The sequence below is a fragment of the Mesobacillus selenatarsenatis SF-1 genome (assembly GCF_000813125.1).
Lineage (GTDB): Bacteria > Bacillota > Bacilli > Bacillales > Cytobacillaceae > Mesobacillus > Mesobacillus selenatarsenatis.
Window position 1 is genome coordinate 1 of sequence record NZ_BASE01000064.1, and the last position, 25,559, is coordinate 25,559.

General features: G+C 41.9%; 23 protein-coding genes and 1 riboswitch. Of the genes, 18 read left to right on the forward strand and 5 right to left on the reverse strand.

Annotated elements, in window-relative coordinates; translation table 11 throughout:
• The first annotated feature begins 347 nt into the window (after positions 1 to 347).
• The 4 genes from TY49_RS13105 to TY49_RS13120 all read left to right on the forward strand — a co-directional run bounded on the left by TY49_RS13105 (position 348) and on the right by TY49_RS13120 (position 5,094).
• Complete coding sequence (locus TY49_RS13105; RefSeq protein WP_041966366.1) at positions 348 to 2,093, forward strand: phospho-sugar mutase; 1,746 nt, start codon at positions 348 to 350, stop codon at positions 2,091 to 2,093.
• A 37-nt stretch (positions 2,094 to 2,130) separates the two neighbouring features.
• On the forward strand, positions 2,131 to 2,853 hold the full coding sequence (locus TY49_RS13110) for an SDR family oxidoreductase (RefSeq protein ID WP_041966367.1): 723 nt from the start codon (positions 2,131 to 2,133) through the stop codon (positions 2,851 to 2,853).
• A gap of 443 nt (positions 2,854 to 3,296) precedes the next feature.
• On the forward strand, positions 3,297 to 4,415 hold the full coding sequence (locus tag TY49_RS13115) for a GAF domain-containing sensor histidine kinase (protein ID WP_041966368.1): 1,119 nt from the start codon (positions 3,297 to 3,299) through the stop codon (positions 4,413 to 4,415).
• Between the two features lie 19 nt (positions 4,416 to 4,434).
• Positions 4,435 to 5,094, forward strand: coding sequence for a response regulator (locus tag TY49_RS13120; RefSeq protein WP_041966369.1), 660 nt, complete (start codon positions 4,435 to 4,437; stop codon positions 5,092 to 5,094).
• A 103-nt stretch (positions 5,095 to 5,197) separates the two neighbouring features.
• Here the strand turns inward: TY49_RS13120 and TY49_RS13125 are convergent, their stop codons facing one another.
• A complete protein-coding gene (locus tag TY49_RS13125; protein ID WP_041966370.1) occupies positions 5,198 to 5,452 on the reverse strand; it encodes a YhdB family protein in 255 nt (84 codons plus the stop codon).
• A 186-nt stretch (positions 5,453 to 5,638) separates the two neighbouring features.
• On the opposite strand from TY49_RS13125, the gene TY49_RS13130 reads away from it, so the two are divergent.
• The 3 genes from TY49_RS13130 to TY49_RS13140 all read left to right on the forward strand — a co-directional run bounded on the left by TY49_RS13130 (position 5,639) and on the right by TY49_RS13140 (position 8,521).
• A complete protein-coding gene (locus tag TY49_RS13130) occupies positions 5,639 to 5,965 on the forward strand; it encodes a DUF3889 domain-containing protein (protein ID WP_084135469.1) in 327 nt (108 codons plus the stop codon).
• Between the two features lie 68 nt (positions 5,966 to 6,033).
• Positions 6,034 to 7,443: a SpoVR family protein gene (locus tag TY49_RS13135; RefSeq protein ID WP_041966372.1), complete on the forward strand. Its 1,410-nt coding sequence runs from the start codon at positions 6,034 to 6,036 to the stop codon at positions 7,441 to 7,443.
• Between the two features lie 166 nt (positions 7,444 to 7,609).
• The gene (locus tag TY49_RS13140) at positions 7,610 to 8,521 is read left to right on the forward strand and encodes a cation diffusion facilitator family transporter (RefSeq protein WP_041966373.1); all 912 of its coding nucleotides are present in this window, start codon (positions 7,610 to 7,612) and stop codon (positions 8,519 to 8,521) included.
• Between the two features lie 61 nt (positions 8,522 to 8,582).
• Here the strand turns inward: TY49_RS13140 and TY49_RS13145 are convergent, their stop codons facing one another.
• Positions 8,583 to 8,873, reverse strand: coding sequence for an ArsR/SmtB family transcription factor (locus TY49_RS13145; RefSeq protein ID WP_041966394.1), 291 nt, complete (start codon positions 8,871 to 8,873; stop codon positions 8,583 to 8,585).
• Between the two features lie 317 nt (positions 8,874 to 9,190).
• Between TY49_RS13145 and TY49_RS13150 the strand changes: the two genes are divergently transcribed.
• The gene (locus tag TY49_RS13150) at positions 9,191 to 9,559 is read left to right on the forward strand and encodes a YidH family protein (protein ID WP_041966374.1); all 369 of its coding nucleotides are present in this window, start codon (positions 9,191 to 9,193) and stop codon (positions 9,557 to 9,559) included.
• Positions 9,560 to 9,671: 112 nt separating this feature from the next.
• On the opposite strand, the gene TY49_RS13155 is transcribed toward TY49_RS13150, so the two are convergent.
• Positions 9,672 to 10,328 carry a DUF3939 domain-containing protein gene (locus TY49_RS13155; RefSeq protein WP_052442184.1) on the reverse strand — a complete coding sequence of 219 codons (657 nt, stop codon included), beginning with the start codon at positions 10,326 to 10,328 and terminating at the stop codon, positions 9,672 to 9,674.
• A 423-nt stretch (positions 10,329 to 10,751) separates the two neighbouring features.
• Here TY49_RS13155 and TY49_RS23930 point away from each other — a divergent pair, with 423 nt between their 5' ends.
• The 8 genes from TY49_RS23930 to TY49_RS13195 all read left to right on the forward strand — a co-directional run bounded on the left by TY49_RS23930 (position 10,752) and on the right by TY49_RS13195 (position 20,541).
• Complete coding sequence (locus TY49_RS23930) at positions 10,752 to 13,109, forward strand: sensor domain-containing protein (RefSeq protein WP_052442185.1); 2,358 nt, start codon at positions 10,752 to 10,754, stop codon at positions 13,107 to 13,109.
• Between the two features lie 46 nt (positions 13,110 to 13,155).
• Positions 13,156 to 13,255, forward strand: a riboswitch (guanidine-I (ykkC/yxkD leader).
• 387 nt (positions 13,256 to 13,642) lie between these two features.
• Positions 13,643 to 13,966, forward strand: a complete 324-nt coding sequence (gene sugE / locus TY49_RS13165) for a quaternary ammonium compound efflux SMR transporter SugE (RefSeq protein WP_041966375.1) — start codon at positions 13,643 to 13,645, stop codon at positions 13,964 to 13,966.
• A gap of 121 nt (positions 13,967 to 14,087) precedes the next feature.
• Positions 14,088 to 14,435, forward strand: a complete 348-nt coding sequence (locus TY49_RS13170; RefSeq protein WP_041966376.1) for a PadR family transcriptional regulator — start codon at positions 14,088 to 14,090, stop codon at positions 14,433 to 14,435.
• A complete protein-coding gene (locus TY49_RS13175) occupies positions 14,416 to 15,057 on the forward strand; it encodes an HAAS signaling domain-containing protein (RefSeq protein ID WP_041966377.1) in 642 nt (213 codons plus the stop codon). Before TY49_RS13170 ends, TY49_RS13175 begins: the two co-directional genes overlap by 20 nt.
• A 100-nt stretch (positions 15,058 to 15,157) precedes the next feature.
• The gene (locus tag TY49_RS13180) at positions 15,158 to 16,621 is read left to right on the forward strand and encodes a DUF4153 domain-containing protein (protein ID WP_041966378.1); all 1,464 of its coding nucleotides are present in this window, start codon (positions 15,158 to 15,160) and stop codon (positions 16,619 to 16,621) included.
• A gap of 117 nt (positions 16,622 to 16,738) precedes the next feature.
• Positions 16,739 to 17,092, forward strand: a complete 354-nt coding sequence (locus TY49_RS13185; RefSeq protein ID WP_041966379.1) for a hypothetical protein — start codon at positions 16,739 to 16,741, stop codon at positions 17,090 to 17,092.
• 345 nt (positions 17,093 to 17,437) lie between these two features.
• Positions 17,438 to 19,234, forward strand: a complete 1,797-nt coding sequence (locus tag TY49_RS13190) for a TIGR04190 family B12-binding domain/radical SAM domain protein (protein ID WP_041966380.1) — start codon at positions 17,438 to 17,440, stop codon at positions 19,232 to 19,234.
• A gap of 350 nt (positions 19,235 to 19,584) precedes the next feature.
• Positions 19,585 to 20,541 (forward strand): cation diffusion facilitator family transporter, encoded by a 957-nt coding sequence (locus tag TY49_RS13195; RefSeq protein ID WP_041966381.1) that lies wholly within the window; start codon positions 19,585 to 19,587, stop codon positions 20,539 to 20,541.
• A 65-nt stretch (positions 20,542 to 20,606) separates the two neighbouring features.
• Here TY49_RS13195 and TY49_RS13200 read toward each other — a convergent pair whose 3' ends face one another.
• Entirely contained in the window at positions 20,607 to 21,956 is a 1,350-nt protein-coding gene (locus TY49_RS13200; protein ID WP_041966382.1) for a hemolysin family protein, read from the reverse strand.
• Between the two features lie 499 nt (positions 21,957 to 22,455).
• Here TY49_RS13200 and TY49_RS13205 point away from each other — a divergent pair, with 499 nt between their 5' ends.
• On the forward strand, positions 22,456 to 23,523 hold the full coding sequence (locus TY49_RS13205; RefSeq protein WP_041966383.1) for an ATP-binding protein: 1,068 nt from the start codon (positions 22,456 to 22,458) through the stop codon (positions 23,521 to 23,523).
• Between the two features lie 17 nt (positions 23,524 to 23,540).
• Here the strand turns inward: TY49_RS13205 and TY49_RS13210 are convergent, their stop codons facing one another.
• Positions 23,541 to 24,101, reverse strand: coding sequence for a GNAT family N-acetyltransferase (locus TY49_RS13210; RefSeq protein WP_041966384.1), 561 nt, complete (start codon positions 24,099 to 24,101; stop codon positions 23,541 to 23,543).
• A 123-nt stretch (positions 24,102 to 24,224) separates the two neighbouring features.
• Between TY49_RS13210 and TY49_RS13215 the strand changes: the two genes are divergently transcribed.
• Complete coding sequence (locus tag TY49_RS13215) at positions 24,225 to 25,499, forward strand: dicarboxylate/amino acid:cation symporter (protein WP_041966385.1); 1,275 nt, start codon at positions 24,225 to 24,227, stop codon at positions 25,497 to 25,499.
• Positions 25,500 to 25,559 lie beyond the last annotated feature (60 nt).

Genomic DNA, 25,559 nt, shown 5'->3' on the forward strand with positions numbered 1-25,559 from the left:
AAAGCGTATTGGTGCCCTGAATCCCCAGAAATCGGAAAAAGAGGTCACCAATAAAGCGTATTGGCGCCCTAAATTCCCAGAAACCGAAAAAGGAGGTCACGAATAAGACGTATTGATGTCCTAAAATCACGGAAACCGGAAAAAGAGGTCACCAATAGGAATGATTTGCGCTCAAAAATCGTCGGCTTTATTAGATATAGAAAATATAGCGATTGCAAGAAGGCATTAATTCAACAATTTAAAATTCGAAAACAATTTGACAAGTTAGCATAAAAGTTATCAATCTCACTCTATCTTGTTTTATAATTAGCTGTAAGTTTCAAATTTTATTTACGGGAGGTCATTTGATGGATTGGAAAAAGAAAGCTGAGAAATGGCTTGGTTTTGCCGGATTGGATCCGGAGCTTAAAACTGAGCTTGACTCATTTAAAGAAAACGAGAAGCATTTAGAGGAAGTTTTTTATAAAAACCTGGAATTCGGCACTGGTGGTATGCGCGGAGAAATCGGTGCTGGTACCAACCGGATGAACTTATACACGGTCCGCAAGGCATCAGCCGGCCTGGCAGCATACATAGAAGAACAAGGGAATGAAGCGAAGCAGCGTGGTGTGGCCATCGCTTATGATTCACGCCATAAATCACCTGAATTCGCAATGGAGGCTGCAAAAACATTAGCAACGCGCGGAATCCAGACATATGTTTTTGAAGAACTGCGGCCTACTCCGGAGCTGTCATTTGCGGTACGTCACCTGCACGCTTATGCGGGAATTGTCATAACCGCCAGCCATAATCCGCCTGAATATAATGGATATAAAGTATATGGTCCGGATGGCGGCCAGCTTCCTCCAGATAGTGCCGATGAAGTGATTGCCAAGGTGAACGAAATCGAAAATGAACTATCAATCGAGGTAATGGACGAGCAAGAGTTGAAAGAAAAAGGCTTGATCAAGATGATTGGACCTGAAGTGGATCGCGCTTATCTTGAGAAACTGATGACGATTTCCGAAAATCCGACGCTGGCAGATGAAGCCGATGTAAAAGTGGTATTCACACCGTTGCATGGTACTGCTAATAGGCCGGTCCGCGATATCCTGACAAACCTGAAATACCAGAATGTCGCAGTAGTAAAGGAACAGGAGCTCCCTGATCCTGAGTTTTCTACCGTAAAAAGCCCGAATCCAGAAGAGCCTGCTGCATTTGAACTGGCAATCCGTGAAGGGAAGAAAATCGATGCGGATGTGCTGATTGCCACAGATCCGGACGCTGACCGTCTTGGTATCGCTGTGAAAGATCCAGACGGGGAGTATGTTGTCCTGACAGGAAACCAGACGGGTGCACTGCTGCTGCATTATATCCTGACGCAAAAGCAGGAGAAAGAAACTTTACCAGCGAATGGAGCCGTGTTCAAAACAATCGTTACATCCGAACTTGGCCGCAAAATCGCTTCGTCGTTCGGAATCGATACAATCGATGTCCTGACTGGATTCAAGTTCATAGCTGAAAAAATTAAACAATATGAAGACTCAGGGGAGTATAAATTCCTGTTTGGCTATGAAGAAAGCTATGGATACTTAATCGGCGACTTTGCCCGGGATAAAGATGCAGTCCAGGCGGCAATGCTAGCTGTCGAGGTTTGCGCATATTACAAAAAGAAGGGCATGTCTTTGTACGAAGCGCTTCTAAGTGTATTTGAAGAGTATGGTTACTACCAGGAAGGACTTCGTTCCCTGACGCTAAAAGGAAAAGAGGGTGCGGAATTAATCCAGAAGACACTTGGAGTCTTCCGCCAGGAGCCGCTTAAGCAACTTGGTGAATTGAAAGTAACGGCAGTGGAAGATTATTTAACAGGTGTAAGAGTGAATGAAAGCAACGAAGAAGAAAAAATTCAGCTTCCTTCTTCAAACGTCATCAAATACTACCTTGAGGATGGCACATGGGTTTGCCTTCGCCCATCTGGGACTGAGCCAAAGATTAAGTTTTATTTTGGTGTGAACGACAAGAGCCTCGCAGAAAGCAAGCAGAAACTCCAAAAAATCGAACAGAATTTCATGGAGGTAGTTGAACAGAAAATGGAAGCAGCAAAGAACCTGTAAAACAACTGAGAGAAACAGCTGAAAGGAAGTAATTACATTGTTAAAAGAACAAGTCGCAATCGTCACAGGTGCATCAAGAGGAATCGGCAAAGAAATCGCCGTGAAATTAGCTGAACAGGGAATGAAACTTGCGGTTGCAGGAAGCTCTGAAGAAATCAACAACACTGCGGAAGAATTGAAGCAGAAAGGTTTTTCTGATGTCATTGCGGTCCAGACTGATGTCAGCGATGAGCAGCAGGTGAAAAACCTCGTTGAAAAAACGGTTGAAGCATTCGGTCAGGTTGATGTACTTGTCAATAATGCGGGTATCGGCTTTTTTAAACTGGCCGAGGAAGTAACGGTTGAAGAATGGAAAAAGCTATTTGAAGTAAATGTCCAGGGTGTATTCCTTGGTGCGAAAGCTGTTCTGCCTCATATGAAGGAGCGTAAATCAGGCACGATCATCACGATCTCCTCTGATGTTGGCCGATACACAATTCCAAACGGAAGTGCCTATACTGCTTCGAAGTACGCTGTCCAAGGCTTCAGTGGGGCACTTGCGCAGGAAGTAAGGGAATATGGAATCCGTGTGGGCACCATTAATCCAGGAATGGTAGATACTTATTTCGCTGACTCAGAACAAGGTCTGCCAGAGAAACATGACTGGCTTAAGGTGGAAGACATCGCGAACGCTGTTGTCTATATGGCATCCGCTCCAAAACATATGCTGATTGATGAAATCGTCATCCATCCGCTTGTTCAGAATTACCCGATTGCTTAATGCAGAGTCCGAAGAGGCATTCCCTCTTCGGATTTTTTGTTTACTAGGAAATTATAAAATAATTTCAATGTGGATAACTATACGGGTTTTCTTAATCCAGCTCCAGCGCCTAGCCCCTCGAGTCGCTTGTCTAGTGTCGCCTCCTAGAAACTCCGAAACTTCAACTCCGCCGGCAGAAGCAAAAAGCGCTTCTTAGTCGGAGTCTCCAGTTTCTGCGTTTCTGGACAGTCGGCTATACATTTCTATTTCGGTCCGCCCAATGAAGTCAAAGAACGACTTCACTGGTCGGTCCTCCAGCGCTTGTCGGGGCTGAACGAGGCGCTTGCGCTTTTTGTTCTGTAAAAAGTGGATAACTACGACTTTTGAATGAGAGGAAATTCAGACTTTTTTCAAAAGCGGAATTTTCCGATTAGAGATATAATATAGGGAAATGGGGGGATTGGATGGCTGGGGATAAAGCGAATTCAGATGTCGGCATTTTAAAGGAAATCGCTGAACTATTGAACGAGGGTACAGAGCTTAATACTGTTCTGGCCGAGGTATTGAGAAGGCTGCTGCAAATTACAGGACTTGAGACCGGCTGGATCTTTCTGATTGACGCGCAGGGCGACTACCAGCTGGCTGCAACCGTTGAGCTGCCTCCTGCATTATCCATGGACAATTTCGCGCCAATGTGCGAGGGAGGCTGCTGGTGTGTCGACCGCTATAATGATGGAAGATTAAATAAAGCGACGAATATCTTCGAATGTAAAAGACTTGAGGATGCAATAAATAATAAAAGTGGTGAAACGAATGGTTTGACTCACCATGCGACTGTTCCGTTAAGAGCGGGAAATGAAAAGTTCGGTGTCATGAATGTAGGCTCACCAAATAAAACTCACTTCAAAAAAGATGAACTCGCTTTGCTTGAAGCAGTCGCATTCCAGATTGGAACGGCGATAAAAAGGATAAGGCTTGCCCAGCAGGAGCAGGAACTAGCGTTGGCAGCTGAGCGGAACCGACTGGCCAGGGATTTGCATGATTCGGTGAACCAGCTCCTTTTTTCACTGAGTTTGACGGCAAGAGCCGGCACAGAAATGGCGGATACTCCGGAACTGAAAGATACTTTTTCGTATATACAGGATCTGGCGCAGGAAGCTCAAGGAGAGATGAGAGCACTGATCTGGCAATTGCGCCCCCGTGGTCTCGAGAACGGGATCATCTGCGCGCTTGCGGGTTATGCAGAGATGCTGAATTTACCGCTTGAAACGAAGGTAATGGGTGTTTCAAGTCTTCCAGGGAAAGTGGAAGAAGCGCTTTGGAGAATCGGGCAGGAAGCGCTGGCCAATTGCAAAAAACATTCCCAGGCCGAAATCGTTCACTTAACACTCGATTCGGCCAGAAGTCAGGTAGAAATGCAGATTCAGGATGATGGTGCAGGCTTTAATTTTAATCCGGAAAAGGAACTTCCATCACTAGGTCTGAAAAGCATGCAAACGAGGGCTTACTCGCTTGGGGGCAAGCTTGAGATACTCAGTAAACCTGGTGAAGGAACAATGATTATTGTAATGATCCCGATATGATAAAAAGGGGGGATGGCGAATGACAATTAAAATCCTGATTGCGGATGACCATCATGTCGTAAGAAGAGGGTTGGTTTTTTTCCTTAGGACACAGGAACAAATAGAGATTGTCGGGGAAGCAGGGAATGGGAAGGAAGCTGTTGAACTTGCGAGGGCATTGAACCCGGACATTATTTTAATGGATTTAATCATGCCGGTTATGAACGGGATTGAAGCAACGAAGATCATCAAGGCAGAGAACCCAGAAATTAATATCATGATGCTGACCAGCTTTGCAGACCAGGAACATGTGATCCCAGCCATCGAGGCAGGTGCATCTGGCTATCAGCTTAAAGATATCCAGCCAGATGAACTGGTAAAAGCAGTATTGAGAATCATGGATGGTGAAAATCAGCTGCATCCAAAAGCAACATCACTTGTTTTAAAGCATCTATCAGGAAGTAACCGCCATGAAAGGAAACTGCTTGATGAGCTCACAAGGCGTGAGCTGGAGGTGCTGAAAGAAATCGCCAGCGGCAAAAGCAATAAAGAGATTGCAGCTTCATTGTATATTACGGAAAAAACAGTCAAAACGCATGTTTCCAATGTCCTGGCAAAATTGGAATTGGCAGATCGGACTCAGGCAGCGTTATATGCTGTCCGGAATCGCCTTGTAGACCAGGAACCGCCCTCCGCTTGAGAAAGATAAACCATTAATTAATAATGGGAAACAGCATAAAAAATAACAAACACGGCACCTTAATATAGGTAGCCGTGTTATTTTTCTGGTGGAATTCTCTTGTTTAAATCGAGCCGGTTACAGCGGTTTCCAGGTAGTCATCGCCGGCGGCTTCATTTGCGTGGTCGATATATCTGAGCAGGGAATACAGGCGTTTTTCAATGACAGCATAATCTTTTTCAAAGTTGTAAGCGTGGAGAAAATGTTCAATCTTTTTAGCCAGGAACTGGTCCTCTGTCCTGACCATAAGGATGAGCAGGTTATCCCATTGAGATCGGTGCGTGTAATATAAAGCACGATCATAATCCGTTTTATTCATATCCAATCCTCCTTATGAGGAGTTGATAATATTATATGGAGTTGACGCCGTATCTTCCTCAGAAAATGTTGGACGACCTTGTTTACTGGGGTTTTCAAGTTTTACCTGTATAATTGGGCATTCAAATGAACTTAGAATGACTACATACCGAAGTTGATTATAAAGCTGAGCAGTTTAAAGGAGTGTATGATGAAAAAGTATTTTTTCGCCATAACTGTATTTTTGATTTTGTTAATGGGAATCCAAGGAGGGGATATTAATGCTCAAACTCCTGATTACGAAAAGTATGGGAAGATAGCTACTGCCGTAATCAATGAAGAATTTCCCGATGAGACGGTCCGGAATTATAAGTATACGGGTAGGAAGCAGATAGACGACCGCCAGGTACTTGACTCATTTCAATACAAGGTCCGTGTCAATAGAAAACCGGCTATTATCACTGTGCAAGTCGCCCATGATGTGAAAAGTGACAGGTTATTGAGCCTTTCAGTTACCGAACAACTGCAGCAGTAAAGTTTCTAACCTGTTCATCTTTCTCCTTTTTTTCTCATACATTGTTGTAAGAGGTGAAAGGGGGAGAGATGGTGTCGGAAGATCAAAAGTCACTGGAATATGCCATTTCTGAAATTACCGAAATCGCTAAAGGGTTTGGACTGGACTTTTATCCGATGAGGTATGAAATATGTCCTGCAGAAATTATCTATACATTTGGTGCATATGGAATGCCAACGAGATTTTCCCATTGGAGCTTTGGGAAGCAATTTCATAAAATGAAGCTTCACTATGATTTAGGCCTCTCAAAAATTTATGAACTGGTTATCAATTCAAATCCTTGTTATGCCTTCTTGCTGGATTCAAACGCGTTGATCCAGAACAAATTGATTGTTGCCCATGTTTTGGCACACTGTGATTTCTTCAAAAATAATGTTCGATTCCAAAATACGAAGCGGGATATGGTCGAAAGCATGGCCGCGACGGCAGAGAGAATCCGTAAATATGAAATCGAGCATGGAAAACAAGCAGTGGAGTCTTTCCTGGATGCGGTGCTAGCCATCGAAGAGCATATCGATCCATCTTTGATGAGGCCGAAGCTCTCATGGTCAGCCGAAGATGATTTCGACGATGAACCAACGTCAATAGCAACTCCGTATGATGATCTTTGGGATCTTGAATCCAAAGAGACAGAGTCAAAAGAGAAGATAAAGAAGAAAAAATTCCCGCCGCGACCAGAGAAAGATTTATTGTTGTTCATTGAAAGCTACAGTCGCGAGCTTGAAGATTGGCAGCGGGATATCCTGACCATGATGCGGGAGGAAATGCTTTATTTTTGGCCGCAGCTTGAGACAAAAATAATGAATGAAGGCTGGGCCTCTTATTGGCACCAACGGATTCTCCGGGAAATGGACTTGACCAGCGGTGAATCAATCGAGTTTGCAAAATTGAATGCTGGGGTCGTGCAGCCATCAAAAACGGGAATCAATCCATATTATTTAGGAATCAAAATTTTTGAAGATATCGAAGAGCGTTATAATAATCCGACTGAGGAAATGAAACGTCGTGGAGTAAAACCAGGATCAGGCCGGGAAAAAATGTTTGAAGTCCGTGAAATCGAATCAGATATTTCATTTTTACGCAATTACTTGACTAAGGATCTGGTTATGCGTGAAGATATGTATCTTTTCCAAAAGCAGGGACGAGAATACAAAGTCGTTGATAAAGCGTGGGAACAAGTCCGCGATCAGCTTGTCAGCATGAGAGTCAATGGTGGATTCCCATATTTGACCGTGACGGACGGCGATTACTTGAAGAATGGGGAGTTGTATATAACTCACGGTTTCGAAGGCATCGAGCTGGACATTAAATACTTGGAAAAAGTACTTCCGTATATTCATCAGCTTTGGGGCAGGAAATGCCATATTGAGACGATGGTAGAGAACAGGACAATGCTCTATACCTATGATGGGAAGGGTATTCATCGCAAGTATTTATAAGGAAAACACAAAACCGCTGATTTTCAGCGGTTAATTTTTTTGGTGTAAAAACCATAATAATAAGGTATTTAAATGATAGACAAGCTTATTATTGAACCAATTTCGCAAATGAGTCATAATTATATATATGAGCATATATTCATATATAAGAAAAGGAGGGGAACATATGGGGCATAATCATTCACACGGCCATAGCCATAGTCATACAAACAACAAGAAGGCATTATTCTGGGCTTTTCTCCTGATCGCCACTTTCATGGTTGTAGAGGTGATTGGCGGGGTAATCACAAACAGCCTTGCACTGCTTTCAGATGCGGGTCATATGCTGAGTGATGCGGCTGCGCTTGGGTTGAGTTTGTTCGCGATGAAGCTCGGTGAAAGAAAAGCAACAAAATCAAAGACGTTCGGCTTCAAGCGATTTGAAATCATTGCCGCTGCTTTAAACGGTCTTACGTTAATTATCATCTCGATTTATATATTTGTTGAAGCGTACCAACGTTTTACAGATCCTCCAGAAGTACAAAGCATGGGAATGCTGACGATTTCGGTTATCGGGTTAATTGTCAACATCATCGCCGCTTGGATACTGATGAGTGGAGACAAAGATGAGAACTTGAATGTAAGAAGCGCTTTCCTTCACGTGCTGGGAGATATGCTTGGCTCGGTTGGCGCAATTACAGCAGCATTGCTGATCTACTTTTTTGGCTGGGGACTTGCGGATCCCATTGCAAGCGTCGCAGTTGCGATTCTCATCATCATCAGCGGCTGGCGAGTGACAAAGGAGAGCTTCCATGTCTTGATGGAAGGCACGCCTCAGGAGATTGAATTGAATGAAGTGAAGGATGAAATTATGAAAATTCCAGAAGTAAAAGATGTACACGATGTTCACGTTTGGTCGATCACTTCAGGTGTCTTAATGCTTAGCGGGCATATTGCCGTCGAAGGGGAAGGAGCACATGATCGCGTACTCCACAAAGCACAAAGGCTGTTGCACGACCGCTTTGGCATTGATCATAGTACCCTTCAGGTAGAAGGGGAAGAGCATGGGTGCCCATGCGCGCACGGACCTTGCAATTGAATATTACGTGTCGGATTATTGTGTAAAAAAACATGCCAGCCAATATAGATGGGCAATCCCATCAATGATGGCTGGCATGTTCTATGCTTTGCTTCAAAAGGTCGATGACGTGTTCGTCGTCATGCGTGTAATAAAGCGATGTACCCTCTCTCCTGAATTTGACAAGCCTGAGGTTTTTAAGAAATCGCAATTGGTGTGAAACGGTTGATTGCAACAATGAGAGTTTTTCCGCTATTTCATTGACCGAATGTTCGCCCTGGAACAAAAGATGGAGGATCCTGAGGCGTGTCGGATCTGAAAGTGCTTTGAAAGTCTGTGAAACGATGAATAAAGTTTCCTCATCAAGCTCCATTACAGGAGAATTATTTTTCTTTTCTTCCAAGTTAATCAGCCTCCTGGTTTTATTATAACTTATGAAAGAGGGATCACGGCAGTAAAATCAGGCGAGATTTTTATGTTGAATATAGAATCCATTAGCTTCTGACCATTCAGCAAAATTACTACAATCAATGTAAAAGGCAGTCATAAAACCACTTCATTAGGAACTATTCAAGGTGGGGAGGAAATATAAAACATACAGATAGTGAATGGTGAATGAGCAGATGAAGAGGAACCTGTCTAGTTTCGATGATAAACTTTAGTTGATGGTAGCGGAAAGTAGGTGATGAGATGGACGAGAATAAAACTCTTGAATCAAAATATATCCAGCAGCACCTTGCAAATGAGCGGACATACCTGGCCTGGGTACGAACATCAATCGCCATAATCGGGATTGGTTTTTTGGCATCAAGTCTCCATTTCAATAATATTAGATCTGTAAGCCAGGCTGCAGATACAATCGCTGTTTTTGTCAGCATTTTCTCATTGCTGATTGGGTTGATAATCCTGTTCTTTGCAACGACGCATTATTTTTCGGTACGGAAAAATATTAACAGCCAAACCTTCGAATCAGCGAGTAACCTGATAAAAATTTCTTCAGGAATTATTTTTTTGATATTTCTGTTACTCGGTATTTATTTAGTCAGCATTTTGCTTTAAAAGTTTTACATTCATTTCAACTACATATGAAATTTGACTTCATGGGAACTTCTGAACTGGGAGCACCTTAATGACTTTTCCCACGGGGATTTCGAATTTAGGTTAAGGATCATTAGTTGCCTGTGCTGTTCTTCTTTGGTTTTTTATGGGTAACGAGACCATCGTAATTGGTGATATAAAGCTCAATCTCTGGCAGGGTATCCAGGCAATGTGCCTTCGAAAGCTGATAATAGTTCACCCTGTTTAATGGATCATAAGGCAGCATTGGATATTCCTTATTCTCCCTAACATAGAGGTCTACTGCTTTCTGGACTTTATCAATCGTTAGTGCGAGATATTTCTCGTCTTCATCGAAAATATCATATGTTTCCTTTGACATGTAAAAGTTTTGGGATGGAATGCCTTTAAGGATTGGGGCAAGTTGCTCAACATCAATGCTGTTATCTTCCTTAACGAGAATTGTGCGGTAGACGCCTTTTGGAAGCTGTTCCGAATAAATACGTACTGCTTTTTTTATCTCTTCAACGCTGGTCTCAATGATTGGCCAAACTTTTGGTGTATCGTTTGGTATTTCTCTCTTCCTGTCAGTGAAAAGAATATATAGGGCCAAGCCTCCAACTGAACCTAAAATAGTCACATATGGGATTAAATCAAACACGAGGTCAATCAGATAACCGATGATTGGCCAGACTGCGGCAGCTGCGACGCTTAAGCCAGGTGTTCGTGGAAAACTATTTTTGATATTTCTTCTGTCATTCTCCTTATCCATACTATTCCCCTCCTTTCTAGGGCAGGAAGTACCCTTATTTCACAATAATCCAATAACATATGTGGTGTTATATATTTGTAAAGCCTTATAAGCGGATTTGGGTTAAAAAATCTGTGGTTTTGCCGATATAAAAGTAAGGGTCTGTACTTTTGTGATATTTTTAAAATGGTTTACCATGGTGATTGAAGCAGGAACCAGGGAGGGTTTAGAGAAAATAAATGATTGCTTCTACTTATATTATATAAAATTTACCGTTAGATTGGTAATGGTTGGTTTTGAAAATTGTGAAAATAATACTCAAAACAGTTCAATTAATGTTGAATATTGTATAATATTTAGAAAGCTTAAGTCTTATTCCCGGAAATTGTCATACATAGACCGCTAGTCTGAAAGCAAATAAACCAGACAGAAACGAGGGGCAGAATGAATATTCCCCATATGTACATATTCGACTTTAATAATATAGCTCTGACTGTCGTTTTTTTAATCATTTCGTCAATAATGGCGGTTGAGTTCAGCAGGCAAATCAAAAAGGCTATTGATAGAAAAAAACGTAAAATGGTCCTTTATTCTCTGCTTTTGGCTCTTACATTTTTGCTGACCCATCTGTTTGTTATTATTTCCGCAGGCGTTCCATTTTCGACGAGCAATTTTTATTTATTTTTCCTGTTATTCTTTGGTATCTGCGGAGTTGGGTCCTATGCGGCTTTGAGCCTGGCACAAAGGGACATTGCGAACACATCACAGTATATATCCACCAGCCTATTAATCGCAGCTAGTATCATGATGGCAGAGTATACTGCATTTTATATAATCTTCAGGGAAGCAATCGAGATTCAGCCAATATTATCAGTGATGGCATTTTTGATGATACTGGTTACATCCTTCACGCTGATTAGATTTTTAATGCAGATTACAAACGAGGATATTTATGAGTTTGTCAAAAATTATAAATATACGGGGAGTGTCCTTGGGGGCATGGCAATGGGAGGCATTCCATATATCGCCTTGACTTCAATGATGGAGATTTCGGATGGAAGCGGCGTGCATTCTTTCCTGGCACCGTTCATTTATATGGCCGCCGCAAACTTATTATTCATGCTCGTTCCTGACCTGTTTGGCGAAAAGCTCATCATGAAGAATGTCCAATCCCATTTATCCTTGTTTAGCCATAACCCTGATTCTGTGTTCAGGGTCGATTTGCAAGGATATATTTTAAGTGTCAATAAAGAGGCTGTTGAACTGACAGGTTACATGCCTAATGAATTAGCTGGACTGCATTTCATTGATCTGATTGGCGGTAGCGAGGAAGAAAAGAAAATCAGGAAATATTTCATGAAAGTCCTTAGCGGCGAGACGAAATTGATTGAAACCACCCTTAAAAGGGCTGATTCGACATATGCGGACGTGAGGATCACAGCAGTCAGGATTATCGTCAAAAATACAACAGTTGGTGTCTTTGGGATAGTCAGGGACATAACAGAACAGAAAAAAGCAGACAAGATGATTGAGTATCTGGCATATCATGATGAACTTACTAATTTGCCTAATAGACGGAACTTAGAGAAAGTAATGGCTTCACTATTTATAGAAGATGAAGAATTTTCGTTAATTTATCTTGATTTTGACCGGTTTAAAAGAATCAATGATACCTTCGGGCATTCGTTTGGTGATAAAATCTTGATGCAAATCGGCAATAAGCTTTCAGAAGTTGTGCCGGAGGAATGTCTTGTGGCAAGAATTGGCGGAGATGAATTCGCGATTCTTGTTACTGGAGGAAATCAGCCAGACAAGATTGCCAATGAGATTGTACGAGAATTCCAGTCACCGCTTTTTGCGGAGGGCATGGAATTCCTGATCACGGCAAGTATTGGAATCTCGAAGTATCCTGAAGATACAAATAACCTTGAATTATTGCTGAAATACGCTGACATGGCAATGTATAAGGCAAAAGAAAACGGTGCAAACCACTATCAGTTTTTTGACCAGAGCATGGTGGATCAGAACGTGAATAAGTTTGAGCTTGAGAATGATTTGCGGAACGCTATTAATAGTAAATCTCTCACAGTCTTTTACCAGCCTAAATACAATGCAACAACTAATGAAATAACAGGGGCTGAAGCATTGGCTAGATGGAAACATCCTCGCCATGGAATGATTCCTCCAGGTGTATTCATCCCGATTGCCGAGGAGGCGAACTTAATCGTACCCCTCGAGAGATTAATCATCAGGCAGGTGTTCAGTCAGCTTGTCGCATGGAAGAATCGGGGGTTCGAGGTTCCTCGTACTTCAATCAATATCTCGATTATCCATTTCTACCAGGAGGATTTCGTGAAGTTCATGCAGCATACTCTTAAGGAGTACGATCTTTATGGAGAGCTGATTGAAATCGAAGTGACTGAGAGTATCATGATCAAGAAGGAAGACAGTATCAACTCGCAACTCCAGGCATTAAGGGAAATTGGAATCGAAGTCAGCATTGATGACTTTGGAACGGGATACAGTTCTTTGAGCTATTTAAGTAAACTATCAGTCGATCGGTTGAAAATTGACCAAAGCTTCATTTCACACTCCCAGGAAAACCGCGAAATCATATCAACGATTGTCTCAATGGCAACGAACCTGAAGTTAAAGGTCATTGCTGAGGGTGTTGAAACGGCATCGCAGATTGACCTGTTGAAATCACTTGGCTGTCAAGAAGTCCAGGGCTATTTCTACTCGCCGCCTTTGCCATCAAATGAATATGAAACGATGATGAACAAACAGCCCCAGGAGACCTGATTGGCATTTTTGACTGAAGAAGTAGATTATGTTATTATTCCTTTTATAAAAAGTCCTCTAGGGTTCCGCGGCGCTTATGCTGGACTGGTCCGAGAGAGGGCGCACAGGGATGCCTGTGTACACGGAGGGACAAAAACCCGGGAGATATCTATGATATCTTCCGGGTTTTTTTAGTCCTGCTCCAGTTCATGTCTAGGCTGACCAAGGCGCTTGCGCTTTTTTCATTTTTTAAGAAATATAAACTTTTACACTTAGATTAGTGTCTAGCTCCATCGCCTAGCCCCTCGAGTCGCTTCGGTCCTGCCAATGAAGTCAAAGAGCGACTTCACTGTCAGGCCCTCCAGCGCTTTTCGGAGTTGGGCAGTCGCCTCCGCTTTTCGTTTTCGGTCCTGCCAATGAAGTCAAAGAGCGAGGCCCTCTAAGGCACAGGACGTGCAAACCCGCCAGCCACACGATGTGGCGTTTTAGGCGGGCAGCGCTTGTCGGGGCTGAGCAAGGCGCTTGCGCTTTTCTTATGAAAGGAGTTAAGAATTATGGCTTGGTTTTATTTAGTTATTGCCGGTATATTTGAAGTCGTGTGGGCCATAGGCCTGAAGTATACAGAAGGATTCACCAAAGCTGTACCTTCGTTGATTACGCTGGTAGGGATGGCAATTAGCTTTTATTTTTTGTCTATGGCAGTTAAAACATTGCCAATTGGTACCGCATATGCAATCTGGACAGGAATAGGAGCTGCAGGAGCAGTCATTCTCGGGATGGTTCTGTTTGGAGAGCCGCGCAATCTAATGAGACTGATGTTCGTAGCCTTCATTCTAGTTGGAATCATCGGCCTGAAGGCAACATCCGGAAGCAATTAACCCATTTTCAAAAGCAGACTCGCAATAAATTGCAGTCTGCTTTTTGAATTTTAATTTGCAAATTCAACCAATTTATATTATGATGCCGATAGATACCTTTTAATACTAGGTAGGTGATAGGATGTTTAATCGTGAACTTTTAAAAGGTAGCACATCCCTTGTGCTGCTCCAGCTGTTGAATGAACGAGATATGTATGGATACGAGCTTGTGAAAGAACTTGATAAGCGCAGTGACCATAGTCTTCAGGTAAAAGAGGGAACCTTGTATCCAGCACTGCATAAACTTGAAAAGCAGGAATACATTGAATTTTACTGGCAGGAGCAGGAAAAAGGCCCGGCCAGGAAATATTATCAGATCACTCAAGAAGGAAGAGAAGTCCTCATAGAGAAGACAGAAGAGTGGCAGCAATTCGTGAATGTTATGAACAAAGTGATCAGGAGACCGAAAAATGATCCAGTTAAAGACTAACTTCCTCACCGAGCTTGGCAGGCATTTAGGGAAGCATCCAGACAAAGAGCAGATTTTGGCTGAATACGACAGCCATATCACAGAAATGCTGGGCGAATTTAACGGTAAACAAAGAGATGAAGCGGATATCAGCTCGGAACTTTATTCAAGATTGGGGACTCCAGAAGAAATTGCGGATAGCTGGCGTGAAGAACTATCAACGACACCAATGAAAACTCAATGGGTTTTCATTTTGGCCAACCTGATTTTCTTCGTTGGCGGTACCATCCTGACTCTGGTACATAATCTTTTTGATTTCCCTTTCATTGACATGGCGTGGAAAAGTCTCACATCGATACCTGCTGTGATCATTTTGCTTTATCTCTTCTTTTGGGCACTGCTTGGATATGAGATAGGCAAAGGCTTTGGCCATAAAGGGAGAAGATTGATGAAAAAGACTTTTATCCTCTCCATAATGCCGAACATCATTCTTATGAACTTGACTTTGTTCAGGCTAATACCGCATGACTGGTTCCAGCCGCTGCTTAGCCCGATATTCATTATTATATGTATTCTTTTTACGGCGCTATTGTATCCAATTTGCTGGATTGGATATAGATGGGGGAAAAAGGCTTCCATCTAATTTTTTTAGTCTAATGCATAGAATTTCTATGTATATAGAATAGCAAAGTGTTTTTTTTGATTATATACCTAGTAATTCTATGTAGGGGAGAGAATAAAAAATGAAATTAAAACTGAAAAAAGGAGACTGGATATTTTTCCTTGTCTGTATTGCTTTAGGGATTTTGGCAGAAAGATCATTTTTACATGGCAAGATAGGATTGTCGTATCCTGTTTTTATTACTTGCTTTTATGGAGTGTTTTTCTGGAGGTACCGTTCATTTTCCTTTACAAATAAAAAGCTGGGACTACTGTTGATTGCTTCAATTTGGCTGCTGTCACTCAGCTTTTTCCTGAATTCGAATATGATTTTATATTTGCTGAACATCCTGGTGATTCCAGTGATGGTTCTCATACAACTTGTGCTTGTCACCTACCCGATACAGAACCAATGGCATCGATGGCCATTCGTCCAAAAGATCTTTTTAACAGTAGGAGCTGCAATTGCCTATGTGTTCAGGTTCGTTATGTATGCTCCAAAATTGGCTGTCAGGGGACTTGAAGAAAGAAAGAGTGCAACGATTCGAAAAGTGTTTATTGGAGTGGCTATTTCATTCCCGCTTTTGTTTGTCATCGTCAACCTGCTTGTTTCTGCTGACCAGCAGTTTGGAAACCTATTAGGCACAATCCCGCGCTGGCTTTTGGCGTTGAAGATTGAAGAAGAGGTCTTGCGTACAATCGCAATCACCATTTATACATTGGTGATCTTTGGATTATTGCAGGTGCTAAGGACCAGGCAGCCACTGCCTCCTGAACCGCAGACGCAAAATGAAAAGATGGCGTGGGATAGCGTGATCAGTCTGACAGTGCTGACTTTATTGAATATCGTTTACCTGCTATTTGTGGTTGTCCAATTCCAATATTTTTTCAGTGAAACATTGAAAGAAGGATATACGTATGCTGAATTTGCGCGCAGAGGATTCTTTGAACTGCTTTTTGTCACTTTGCTGAATTTACTGATCATCTCAACAATTGTTACCTATGTTGAAAAAACTGCTAAATTTTTGACGCTGGTTATTCGCGGTCTTCTTTCACTACTCGTTTTTTTCAGCGGAGTCATGCTATATTCAGCATTTATACGTCTGTTCATGTATGAAGAGGCGTACGGATTTACCTTTGCCAGGGTGCTGGCCCATTCATTCATGATTTTCCTGCTGGTGATTTTATGCTATTCATTGATAAGGATATGGATGGATCGGCTATCGCTTGTACGCTTCTACATTATATCCGCAATCATTTTCTATACTTTGGTCAACACAATCCAGCTTGACCGATTTGTCGTCGAACGCAATTTAGAGCGTTACTCAGAAACCGGAAAAATAGATATTTACTATCTGAATTCGTTGTCCTATGAAGGAGTGGAGGGGCTGATGGAGCTTTATAAAATTAATCCGGACCACCCAGGTCTCTCAGACTTGTTGCTGCAAAGAAAGGAAGAACTGCAGTATTCAGAAGAAAGCTGGAACTCCATAAATATGTCCATAAGAAGCGCTGAAAAAGCGTTAAGGGACCTGGAGATCAAGTAACGATGAAATGTGGCAATAATGCAAACAAATAGCCTTTTTGTTACCAGTTTTGTAACATATCGATGTGGTTAATGATGATAAAATAACCTTAAGCCAAATAAAGGGGAGCCATGCAATATGGAAGGGTTATCTGAAATCATTAATCTCTTAAAAGGTATCGAGAGTTCAATTGACTCATTGAATAAAAGGACCGAACACATAGAAAAAAGACTCGACCGTCTCGAGAAAGTCGATAGCATTGAACATAGAGTAACATCAAACCAGATCGATATTACAGATATTAAAGACGCACTTGAAAGAATGGAAGAAGCACAGAGCGCAAAAATCGAAAATATGTTAAAGGAATTGCTGAGCAAAGCAGAGTTAAAAAACAATACAGAATTCAGCACGATCCACAAACGGCTGGATTCACATTTGCTAAAATTGGGCAGAGTCGAAGAAGAAATCCTGATGGTCCAGCAGGAAAAATAGTTTATTGGGAGATTGCGATAGAGCAGTCTCTTTTTTTTCATTAATATTAGAACTTATATAATTTCAACTTCGAGAATTGTCCAGCTCCAGCGCATAGCCCCTCCAGCGCTTGTCGGGGCTGACCTTGCGCTATTCTTACAGCCATCCACAAAACTTTCATAAACTCGCAATCCCTTTATTCATCAAGGTCTGACGCTTTTCAAAATCACATTTGTTCAGTCGTTCACAAAATATTACACTTTGCGGGACTAAGACGAAGGATCCGGGAGTTATCATTAAGGTGTAATCATACATTGCCTTTATTAGGCAGATTAATAGAGTATATTTTACTTCGAGGTGAGTATTTTGAGATACGATTTAGTTCTTCTCCATGCGCCAAGTGTATACGATTTCCGGAAAAATGCGCTGTTGGCCGGCCCAATCAGTGACGTTGTTCCATCCTCTCCAGTATTCGAAATGTATCCTATTGGCCTGACGAGCATTGCGGAATATTTAGAGCGCCAAGGCTTGCGCGTTAAAATCATCAACATCGCGAATCGAATGCTAATGGATGAAAACTTTGATGTCGAAAAGAAATTGAAAAAGATCAAGACAAGGGCTTTTGGAATTGACCTTCACTGGCTTCCTCACGCTCACGGCAGTATTGAACTGGCGAAAATTGTGAAAAATCTTCATCCTGAAACTCCTATGGTTTTTGGCGGTTTATCAGCAACTTATTACCATAAAGAGCTAATAGAATATCCATTCATTGACTTTGTCATGCGGGGCGATTCAACCGAAAAATTGATGCTCCTTTTGATCAACCATTTGAAAAATGGAACCCATCTTCTAGGGGGGATCCCAAACCTTACTTGGAAGGACGGAGACACTCCAGTATACAACCCGTTAAGCCATGTTCCTGACAGCCTGGATGAATTTGATATTCCCGGCTATCGATATACAATCAAGTCGGTCTTCAAATATAAAAACTTCCTGGATCCTCTGCCATACAACGGCTGGCTTCAATACCCTAATACGGCTATCCTCACGGCAAAGGGATGTACCCAGGGATGCTTGATATGCGGTGGCTCTAAACAATCGTATAAGGATAACTGCAACCGTAAAGTCCTGGCTAAACGCTCGCCTGCGAAACTAGTTGAAGACATTCTTTTCATCCAGCGCTTCAGCAGGGCACCAATTTTCATTCTTCATGATATACGCCAGGCGGGTAAGGATTATGTCGATGAATTTTTTGAGAGGCTCAGCAAGATCAATCTTAAGAATGAGTTGGTATTTGAATTATTTCAGTATGCAAACGAAGAGTATTTTGCGAAAATCGAGAAGGTTGTACCGAAATACAGCGTTGAATTGACCTTGGAAACACATGATGAGAAGATTCGCCGTTATAACGGCAAATTCAACTGCACGAATGCAAAAGTGATTGAAACGCTGCAATCCGCATTGAAGCATAGCTGCAAGAAGATTGATATATTTTTCATGGTTGGCATACCGCATCAGGATTATCAAAGCGCCCTTGATAATGTTGATTTTTGTGAGGAGATTCACAATGCTTGCGGTGGGGATAAACGACTATCATATTTTGTCGCTCCGCTTGCACCGTTCCTTGATCCGGCTAGCCCGGCATTTGAAGATCCTGAAAAATATGGCTATAAGAAATTCTGCCATACAATTGAAGATCATAGAAAGGCAATCACCCAGCCATCATGGAAATACATGCTCAGCTTTGAAACAGATTATATGACCAGGGATGAAATTGTGAGATCAACCTATGAATCTGCCAGAAGCCTTAATGCCTTTAAACTGAAGTACGACCTTGTAGACAAAAAGACACATGATGAGGTGAATGAGAAAATCACCAAGTCACTTGAATATATAGAAAAAATCGATGAAATCGTTGCTCTTCCTGAACAGGAAAAAAACCAGCAACTGGCCCTGCTCAGTAAGGAAATGGAAGAAGTGAACAAATACAGTATTTGCGGGAAGCATGAATTGAAATGGGAAGTAAAGAAGCATTATGCTAATGTCTTCTCGCTGACTGCAATCGGAATCGAGCTGTTGGTAGAAGACATCTTGATCAACGCAAAGCAGAAATGGAATGCTTATAACAAAAGAGTTGGAGAAGCCTCTAAAAGCAGGACATAAATTTTAGGAAAAGGCTGTTTTCGTAAAGATTATTGTTAAAATCCTTAAGCCGATTTTAACGTGATAAAAGCCATTTTGTAGTTCGGTTTTAAGTGTGCAAGCTCTTTTCTCATAATAAAGCTTTAATTTTGTGAAGAAATATAGGTCATTCAATCCTATTTTGTAGTCAATAGCAACAAAGTATGAGAAAAGAGCCTAGATAAGAGCCCATCAGGACATATTCCTGATGGGCTCTTTAGCATTTCCCATATTTTAAAACCTCCAGCTTATCCAAAAAGATGTTTAGAGTAGACCAAAATGTGAAAATGTAAAGGACATATATTAAAGAAAATAGTAAAGCGGGTGGAGAAATGTCGTCAATGATTGAATTCTTTAAAAGAGGAAATAAATCTTCTGGGATTGCTGCGGCTGGGAACACATTCCTTGCAATAATCAAGGGTGTCGCTGCTGTTATTAGTGGAAGCGGTACGATGCTCGCGACAACGCTTCATTCGGTTGCGGATGCATTGAATCAATTTTTTGTTTTCATCGGTAGTGCCATTTCCGAAAAAGAAGCAACCAAACGGTTTCCGACCGGGTTTGGAAGGGTTGTTAACTTATTCGTGCTCGTGGCAGTCATCATCATTTCGATCATGGCATATGAAACAGTCATTAAAGGATGGGAGCTGATCCAGCATCCAAAGGCTTCGAGCAATTTGTGGCTGAATGTTATCATCATGATAATCGCCGTTCTTGTTGATGGAGCTATCTTGATTAAAGCAATGAAGGAGATTGCACACGAGACGAGAAGTGAAGCAAAGGGATTTGGAATCATTGGAAATGCGTTTAAGAATGTCAGTCTGGCCGCACCGCCGACAAGACTCGTTTTCTATGAAGACTTGATTGCGACATTTGGTGCGCTTTTAGCATTGTTTTCTATTGTCATGGCGCACGTAACAGGATTTTACCTTCTGGATGGAATCGGAACATTGCTGATCGGCATACTGTTAATAGGTATTGCTTTGAAAATTGGTTTTGAGAATACTGTTGGACTGATTGGCGTTGCTGCTCCAAAGGTGGTTGAAAACAGGATTGCAAGGCTTATCCTATCTGATCCTGATGTAATTGACATCAATACATTAAGAATTGTCCAGGAGGGCAGGCAGTACCATGTAGAAAGCTATCTGGAACTACGCAAAGGGCTGACACTCGCTGACGCTGATGACATCAAGTATCGGGTAAGGGATAAGGTACTGACAGACCCAGACGTAGATGATGTAGTAATGGGAATCATTGAAGCAGATGACGTCCAAAATTGGAAACTATAAATGTAAAAAACAGGCAGAGTAGGTATCTGCCTGTTTTCTCGTATGTTTTAATATGATTGGTTTTTCTATGAAACGACTTCAGTGTTGTTCATAAAAAAATTATCTGCGGTCTTTTCGATTTCAGGTTGTTTCATTACTTCGATATATTTGATGTGATGCTCTTCCATTTCGGTGATTTTGAAAAGGTAAGATCCGAAGCTGACGACGTCGCCTTGCTTGACTTCGTAATTTTCGGTAAGCATCCAGCCGCCTATTGTATCGACATCTTCATCGTTGATATCAAGTGCCAGAAGTTCATTCAATTCACTGACAAGCAGTTTGGCATCGATGATGTAATGGTTTTCTTGGATTTTGCGTATCATCGGCACTTCATCCATATCGAACTCATCGCGAATTTCTCCTACAATTTCTTCAAGGATGTCTTCAACTGTAACAAGCCCGGAAGTTCCGCCATATTCATCCATCAATATCGCCATGTGTATGCGTTCCTTTTGCATTTTTACCAGCAAGTCATGGATTGGGATGCTGTCGATGACCCGGATGATTGGACGAATATATGAATCTATCGCTTTTTTGGTGCGACCCTGGTCATGGATCAGATCAGTCATGACCTCCTTGATATTGACGAGACCGACGATATGGTCCTTGTCTCCGTCAATGACAGGATATCGGGTGAATTTCTCTTCCTTCACAATCTGGAGGAAGTTTTCCAGAGTATCCTCGATTGACAACGAAATGATTTCAGTTCGGGGCACCATGATTTCCTTGGCGATCCGGTTGTCAAATTCGAATATTTTATTTACATACTTAAACTCCGACTGGTTGATTTCACCACTTTTAAAGCTCTCAGACAGAATAATGCGAAGTTCTTCCTCAGAATGGGCCAACTCCTGTTCAGAGGCAGGCTTAAGACCGACAAGACCAACAGCAATACGGGCAGATCCGTTTAACAGCCAGATAAATGGATACATGATCTTGTAAAACAGAATCAGCGGACCAGCTGTATTCAGCGACACCCATTCTGCTTTTTGGATCGCTAATGTCTTAGGGGCCAATTCCCCGATAACGACATGCAAGAATGTAATGGTCGTGAATGCAATCACCACTGAAAAGACATGTCCGACGGATTCAGAAATATCCAGGCTGGTGAATAACGGTTTAAGCAAATCAGCAATTGCTGGCTCTCCAAGCCAGCCAATTCCTAGAGCAGTGATCGTAATCCCCAGCTGGCAAGCAGAAAGGTATTCATCCAGATTAGAAATGACTCTTTTTGCGAGCACAGCTTTATTGCTGCCTTCCTCTATTAATTGGTCTATTCTGGAACTCCTCACTTTAACAATCGCAAATTCTGAAACGACGAAAAATGCCGTTAAAGCAATTAAAATGGCTATCCAAACCAAGTTAAATATGTCCAAATAAGTTCCCTTAGCCCGCTGGTGTGCGGGTAAGGAGTCACCTCCCAGTAAACTCAAAATTAAGCCTGGATTAGCAGGCTTCAATATAAATAATTAAATTCATCAAGAAATTATAACGGCCCGTACCGAGCGGCTGGTCCAGCCAGGGCCAAAATCCTGTTATGCTGTTCCTTCCGCGTTTGCAGCTGTTAAATTCTTGATACGATAGATTGCCCCATCATACCACCTCAGCTTTATCATTTAAATTTTATTATACCATATAGAGAATAAATGAGGGGAACATTAATACGTTTTGATATCAATGTATGAAACGGACACATAAAGTATGAAGTTTATGTGTAATTATATTGGAAAATTCAGATTTTAACAAATCATTGCTTTTCCTAAGCTTCAGAAAAATTTCCCAATGTAAATAAAACCCTTTTTGTGGTTTATTTTACAGTTAGAGTTTGAAATTAATTTAAATATTCAGTAAAATTTTAAAAAAGGGAGGCTGGCTATGAGTATTCTATTATCCAGTTTGGAAAGAAAGCTGCAAAAAGTCGAAAAGACGAATAATAATATTTGGGTAGAACCATCCATGGATTTTATTTGCAAAAGAACTCCTGATGGTCTCATTAAATATGTTTCGCCATCTGTTCAGGCTATGCTCGGATATGAGCAAGCTGAATTAGTTGGAAAACTGTACACTTTATTTGTACATGCAGAAGATTATAAAAGGATTTTGAATACTGCCATGCCTGATGGGGAGGAATTGTCCATTCTTACCTATCGTATTAAGCGAAAAGACGGAGTGTATATCTGGGTAAGCTCACAAATCTCAGTTGTACGGCATCCAGACACGAATGAACCATTTGAACTGTTTTCAGTTACAAGTGATATTTCAGCAAAAATCAAAGCAGAACATTTTATCCTAGAGTATGAGAAGTTGAATGTTGTTGGCCAGCTTGCCGCAGGTATTGCTCACGAAATCAAGAACCCTTTGACAAGCCTGAAAGGATTTATCCAGCTTATGAAGGCCGGAAGTGAATTGAATCACAACTATTTAGCGATCATGGAACAGGAAATAAAGCGGATGGAAGCAGTATCGAAAGAGCTGATGCTTATGGCAAAGCCACATAAATCAGACTTTAAGTCATTTGATATGAATGATTTGATTGATCATGCAATTACTCTGCTGATGGCTGAGGCAGCAAAGAAGTGCGTCGAAATAACCAAGCAATCCACATTGGGAGACGGAATGTTTCTTTGCGATGGGAATAAGATCAAGCAGGTGTTGATCAATATGCTGATGAATGCGATTGATGCGATGGAATTGCCAGGTGAAATAACGGTTTCGATTTCTAAATCAGATGACGAGCTGATCATTGCAATTGCTGACACTGGTACAGGAATTCCTTCTGAGGATTTTGACAAGATCGGCAAGCCATTTTTTACGACAAAGGCGAATGGGAATGGCCTGGGTTTGATGATTTGCTACAAAATCATTGAGGAACATGAGGGCAGAATTAATGTGGAATCAAGTTCAAAGGGAACGACATTCACCATCAAGCTGCCAATCCATTGATTAGCTTGGTCTGGTGACTAAGGAATAAATCTATGTCTTCTTTGCCATTCTCTTCTAAGAAGCCCATATACAATCAAATCATGGAAGTTTCCATTTAGAAATTCCCCATCACGCAGAATACCCTCCTTGTAAAACCCAAGCTTCATGGGAATAGCCTTGCTTTTATCGTTGTCCTTGCCGCATCGGATTTCAATGCGGTTAAGTCCTAACTCATAAAAAGCATGGTTTATTACTGCTTTTACCGTTCTGATTGTAATGCCCCTGCCTTGCAGTTTTTCCGACAGGTAGTAGCCGATGCTTGCCTGCGAGTTGCTCCAGTCAATAGCATGAAGGCTGATGCTACCTGCTAGGGCTCCCCTGAATCGGATCCCAAAATGACTGCTGCTTCCTTCCTGGAAATTTTTCTGCCACATTTGAATGACCGAGTAAAATTGTCCCGGAGATTGAATACCATCAATCCAGGGCAGCCATTCCCGCAAATAGCGGCGATTGGAATCCACAAGCCAGAATAACTCCCCAGCTTCACTCGGCTCAAAAATTCGAAGTTCAAGTTCAGAATCAACTTTTAAAGTTAACATAGAAACCTCCTTAAACTTTACATTGATGGTAGTGTTGACCAATTAGCTCTCTGTGGTTTTATTCGTCCAAAAGAGGGAATAAAGCTTTACATTGTTTTTTATATTTTTTTTGGGAGGAAGACTATGAAATTAACGACTAAGATCTTGATTGGCCTTGGACTTGGCGCAATGACCGGGCTGATCCTCAACATTTTTTCACCCGAATTGTTCACTGTTTTAGATAAATTCTTATTTACGCCTCTAGGTAAGATATTCATCAATTTAATCAGTATGCTCGTCGTACCAATTGTCCTGTTTTCGATTATCCTCGGAACTGCAGGATTAGGCGACCCTAAGAAACTCGGCAGGATTGGTTTTAAGACGGTAAGCTTCTTTTTAACGACAACAGCTATAGCTATTTCAATTGGTCTTGCGCTGGCATATTTAATCAAGCCTGGCTTGATGGGTCAGTTTGATACGAGTGGAGCAGAATTCAAAGCTGAAGAAGCTCCGCCAGTAAGCGAAACCTTTTTAAATCTTATTCCGGCAAACCCGTTTGAAGCACTGACAACTGGCAATATGCTGCAAGTTATCGTGTTTGCGCTATTCATTGGTATTGCTTTAACAGCACTTGGTAACAAAACGAGAGGAATTTTGAATCTGATTGAACAAGGAAATGAGATCATGATGTATCTAGTAGGCCTTGTCATGAAGTTTGCTCCGTACGGAACTTTTGGTTTAATCGCAACGGCGATCGGAAGCCAGGGAATCGACGCCATCAAGGCGATGGGAGTATACATGATTGTTGTTGTTCTGGCTCTAGTTGTCCATGCGTTCATTACTTATGGGTCAGGGGTATATTTCCTTGGAAAGAAAAATCCATTCTGGTTCTTTAAGCAATTCTCCCCGGCGATGGGGGTAGCCTTCAGTACATCGAGCAGTAATGCTACACTTCCGGTATCAATGGAAACAGCACAGAAGAACCTTCGTGTCCCTGAATCTGTCAGCAGCTTTGTTCAGCCTCTTGGAGCAACGATCAATATGGACGGAACGGCAATCATGCAGGGGGTGGCTACTGTCTTCATTGCACAGGTGTACGGTGCCGATCTAACAATGACCGAACTTCTTACGGTTGTCCTGACTGCGGTGCTAGCGAGTATTGGGACTGCAGGTGTTCCAGGCGTTGGTTTGATCATGCTGGCGATGGTACTCCAATCTGTAGGTCTGCCTGTTGAAGGGATTGGACTGATACTGGGCATCGACCGTTTGCTGGATATGGCTCGTACCGCTGTCAATATTACTGGCGATGCAGCTTGCGCGGTCATTGTCTCTGAATCTGAGAAAAAGCATGCAGTACGACCGGAGAAAAGCAAAGTGAAAAATGTGGCGGACAACCGCTCACTTGAATACTCTGAATAAAGAGGAGAAGAGACCCTGCCGATTACTGCGGGGTCTCTTTGTGATAAACAGGGTCTGCTA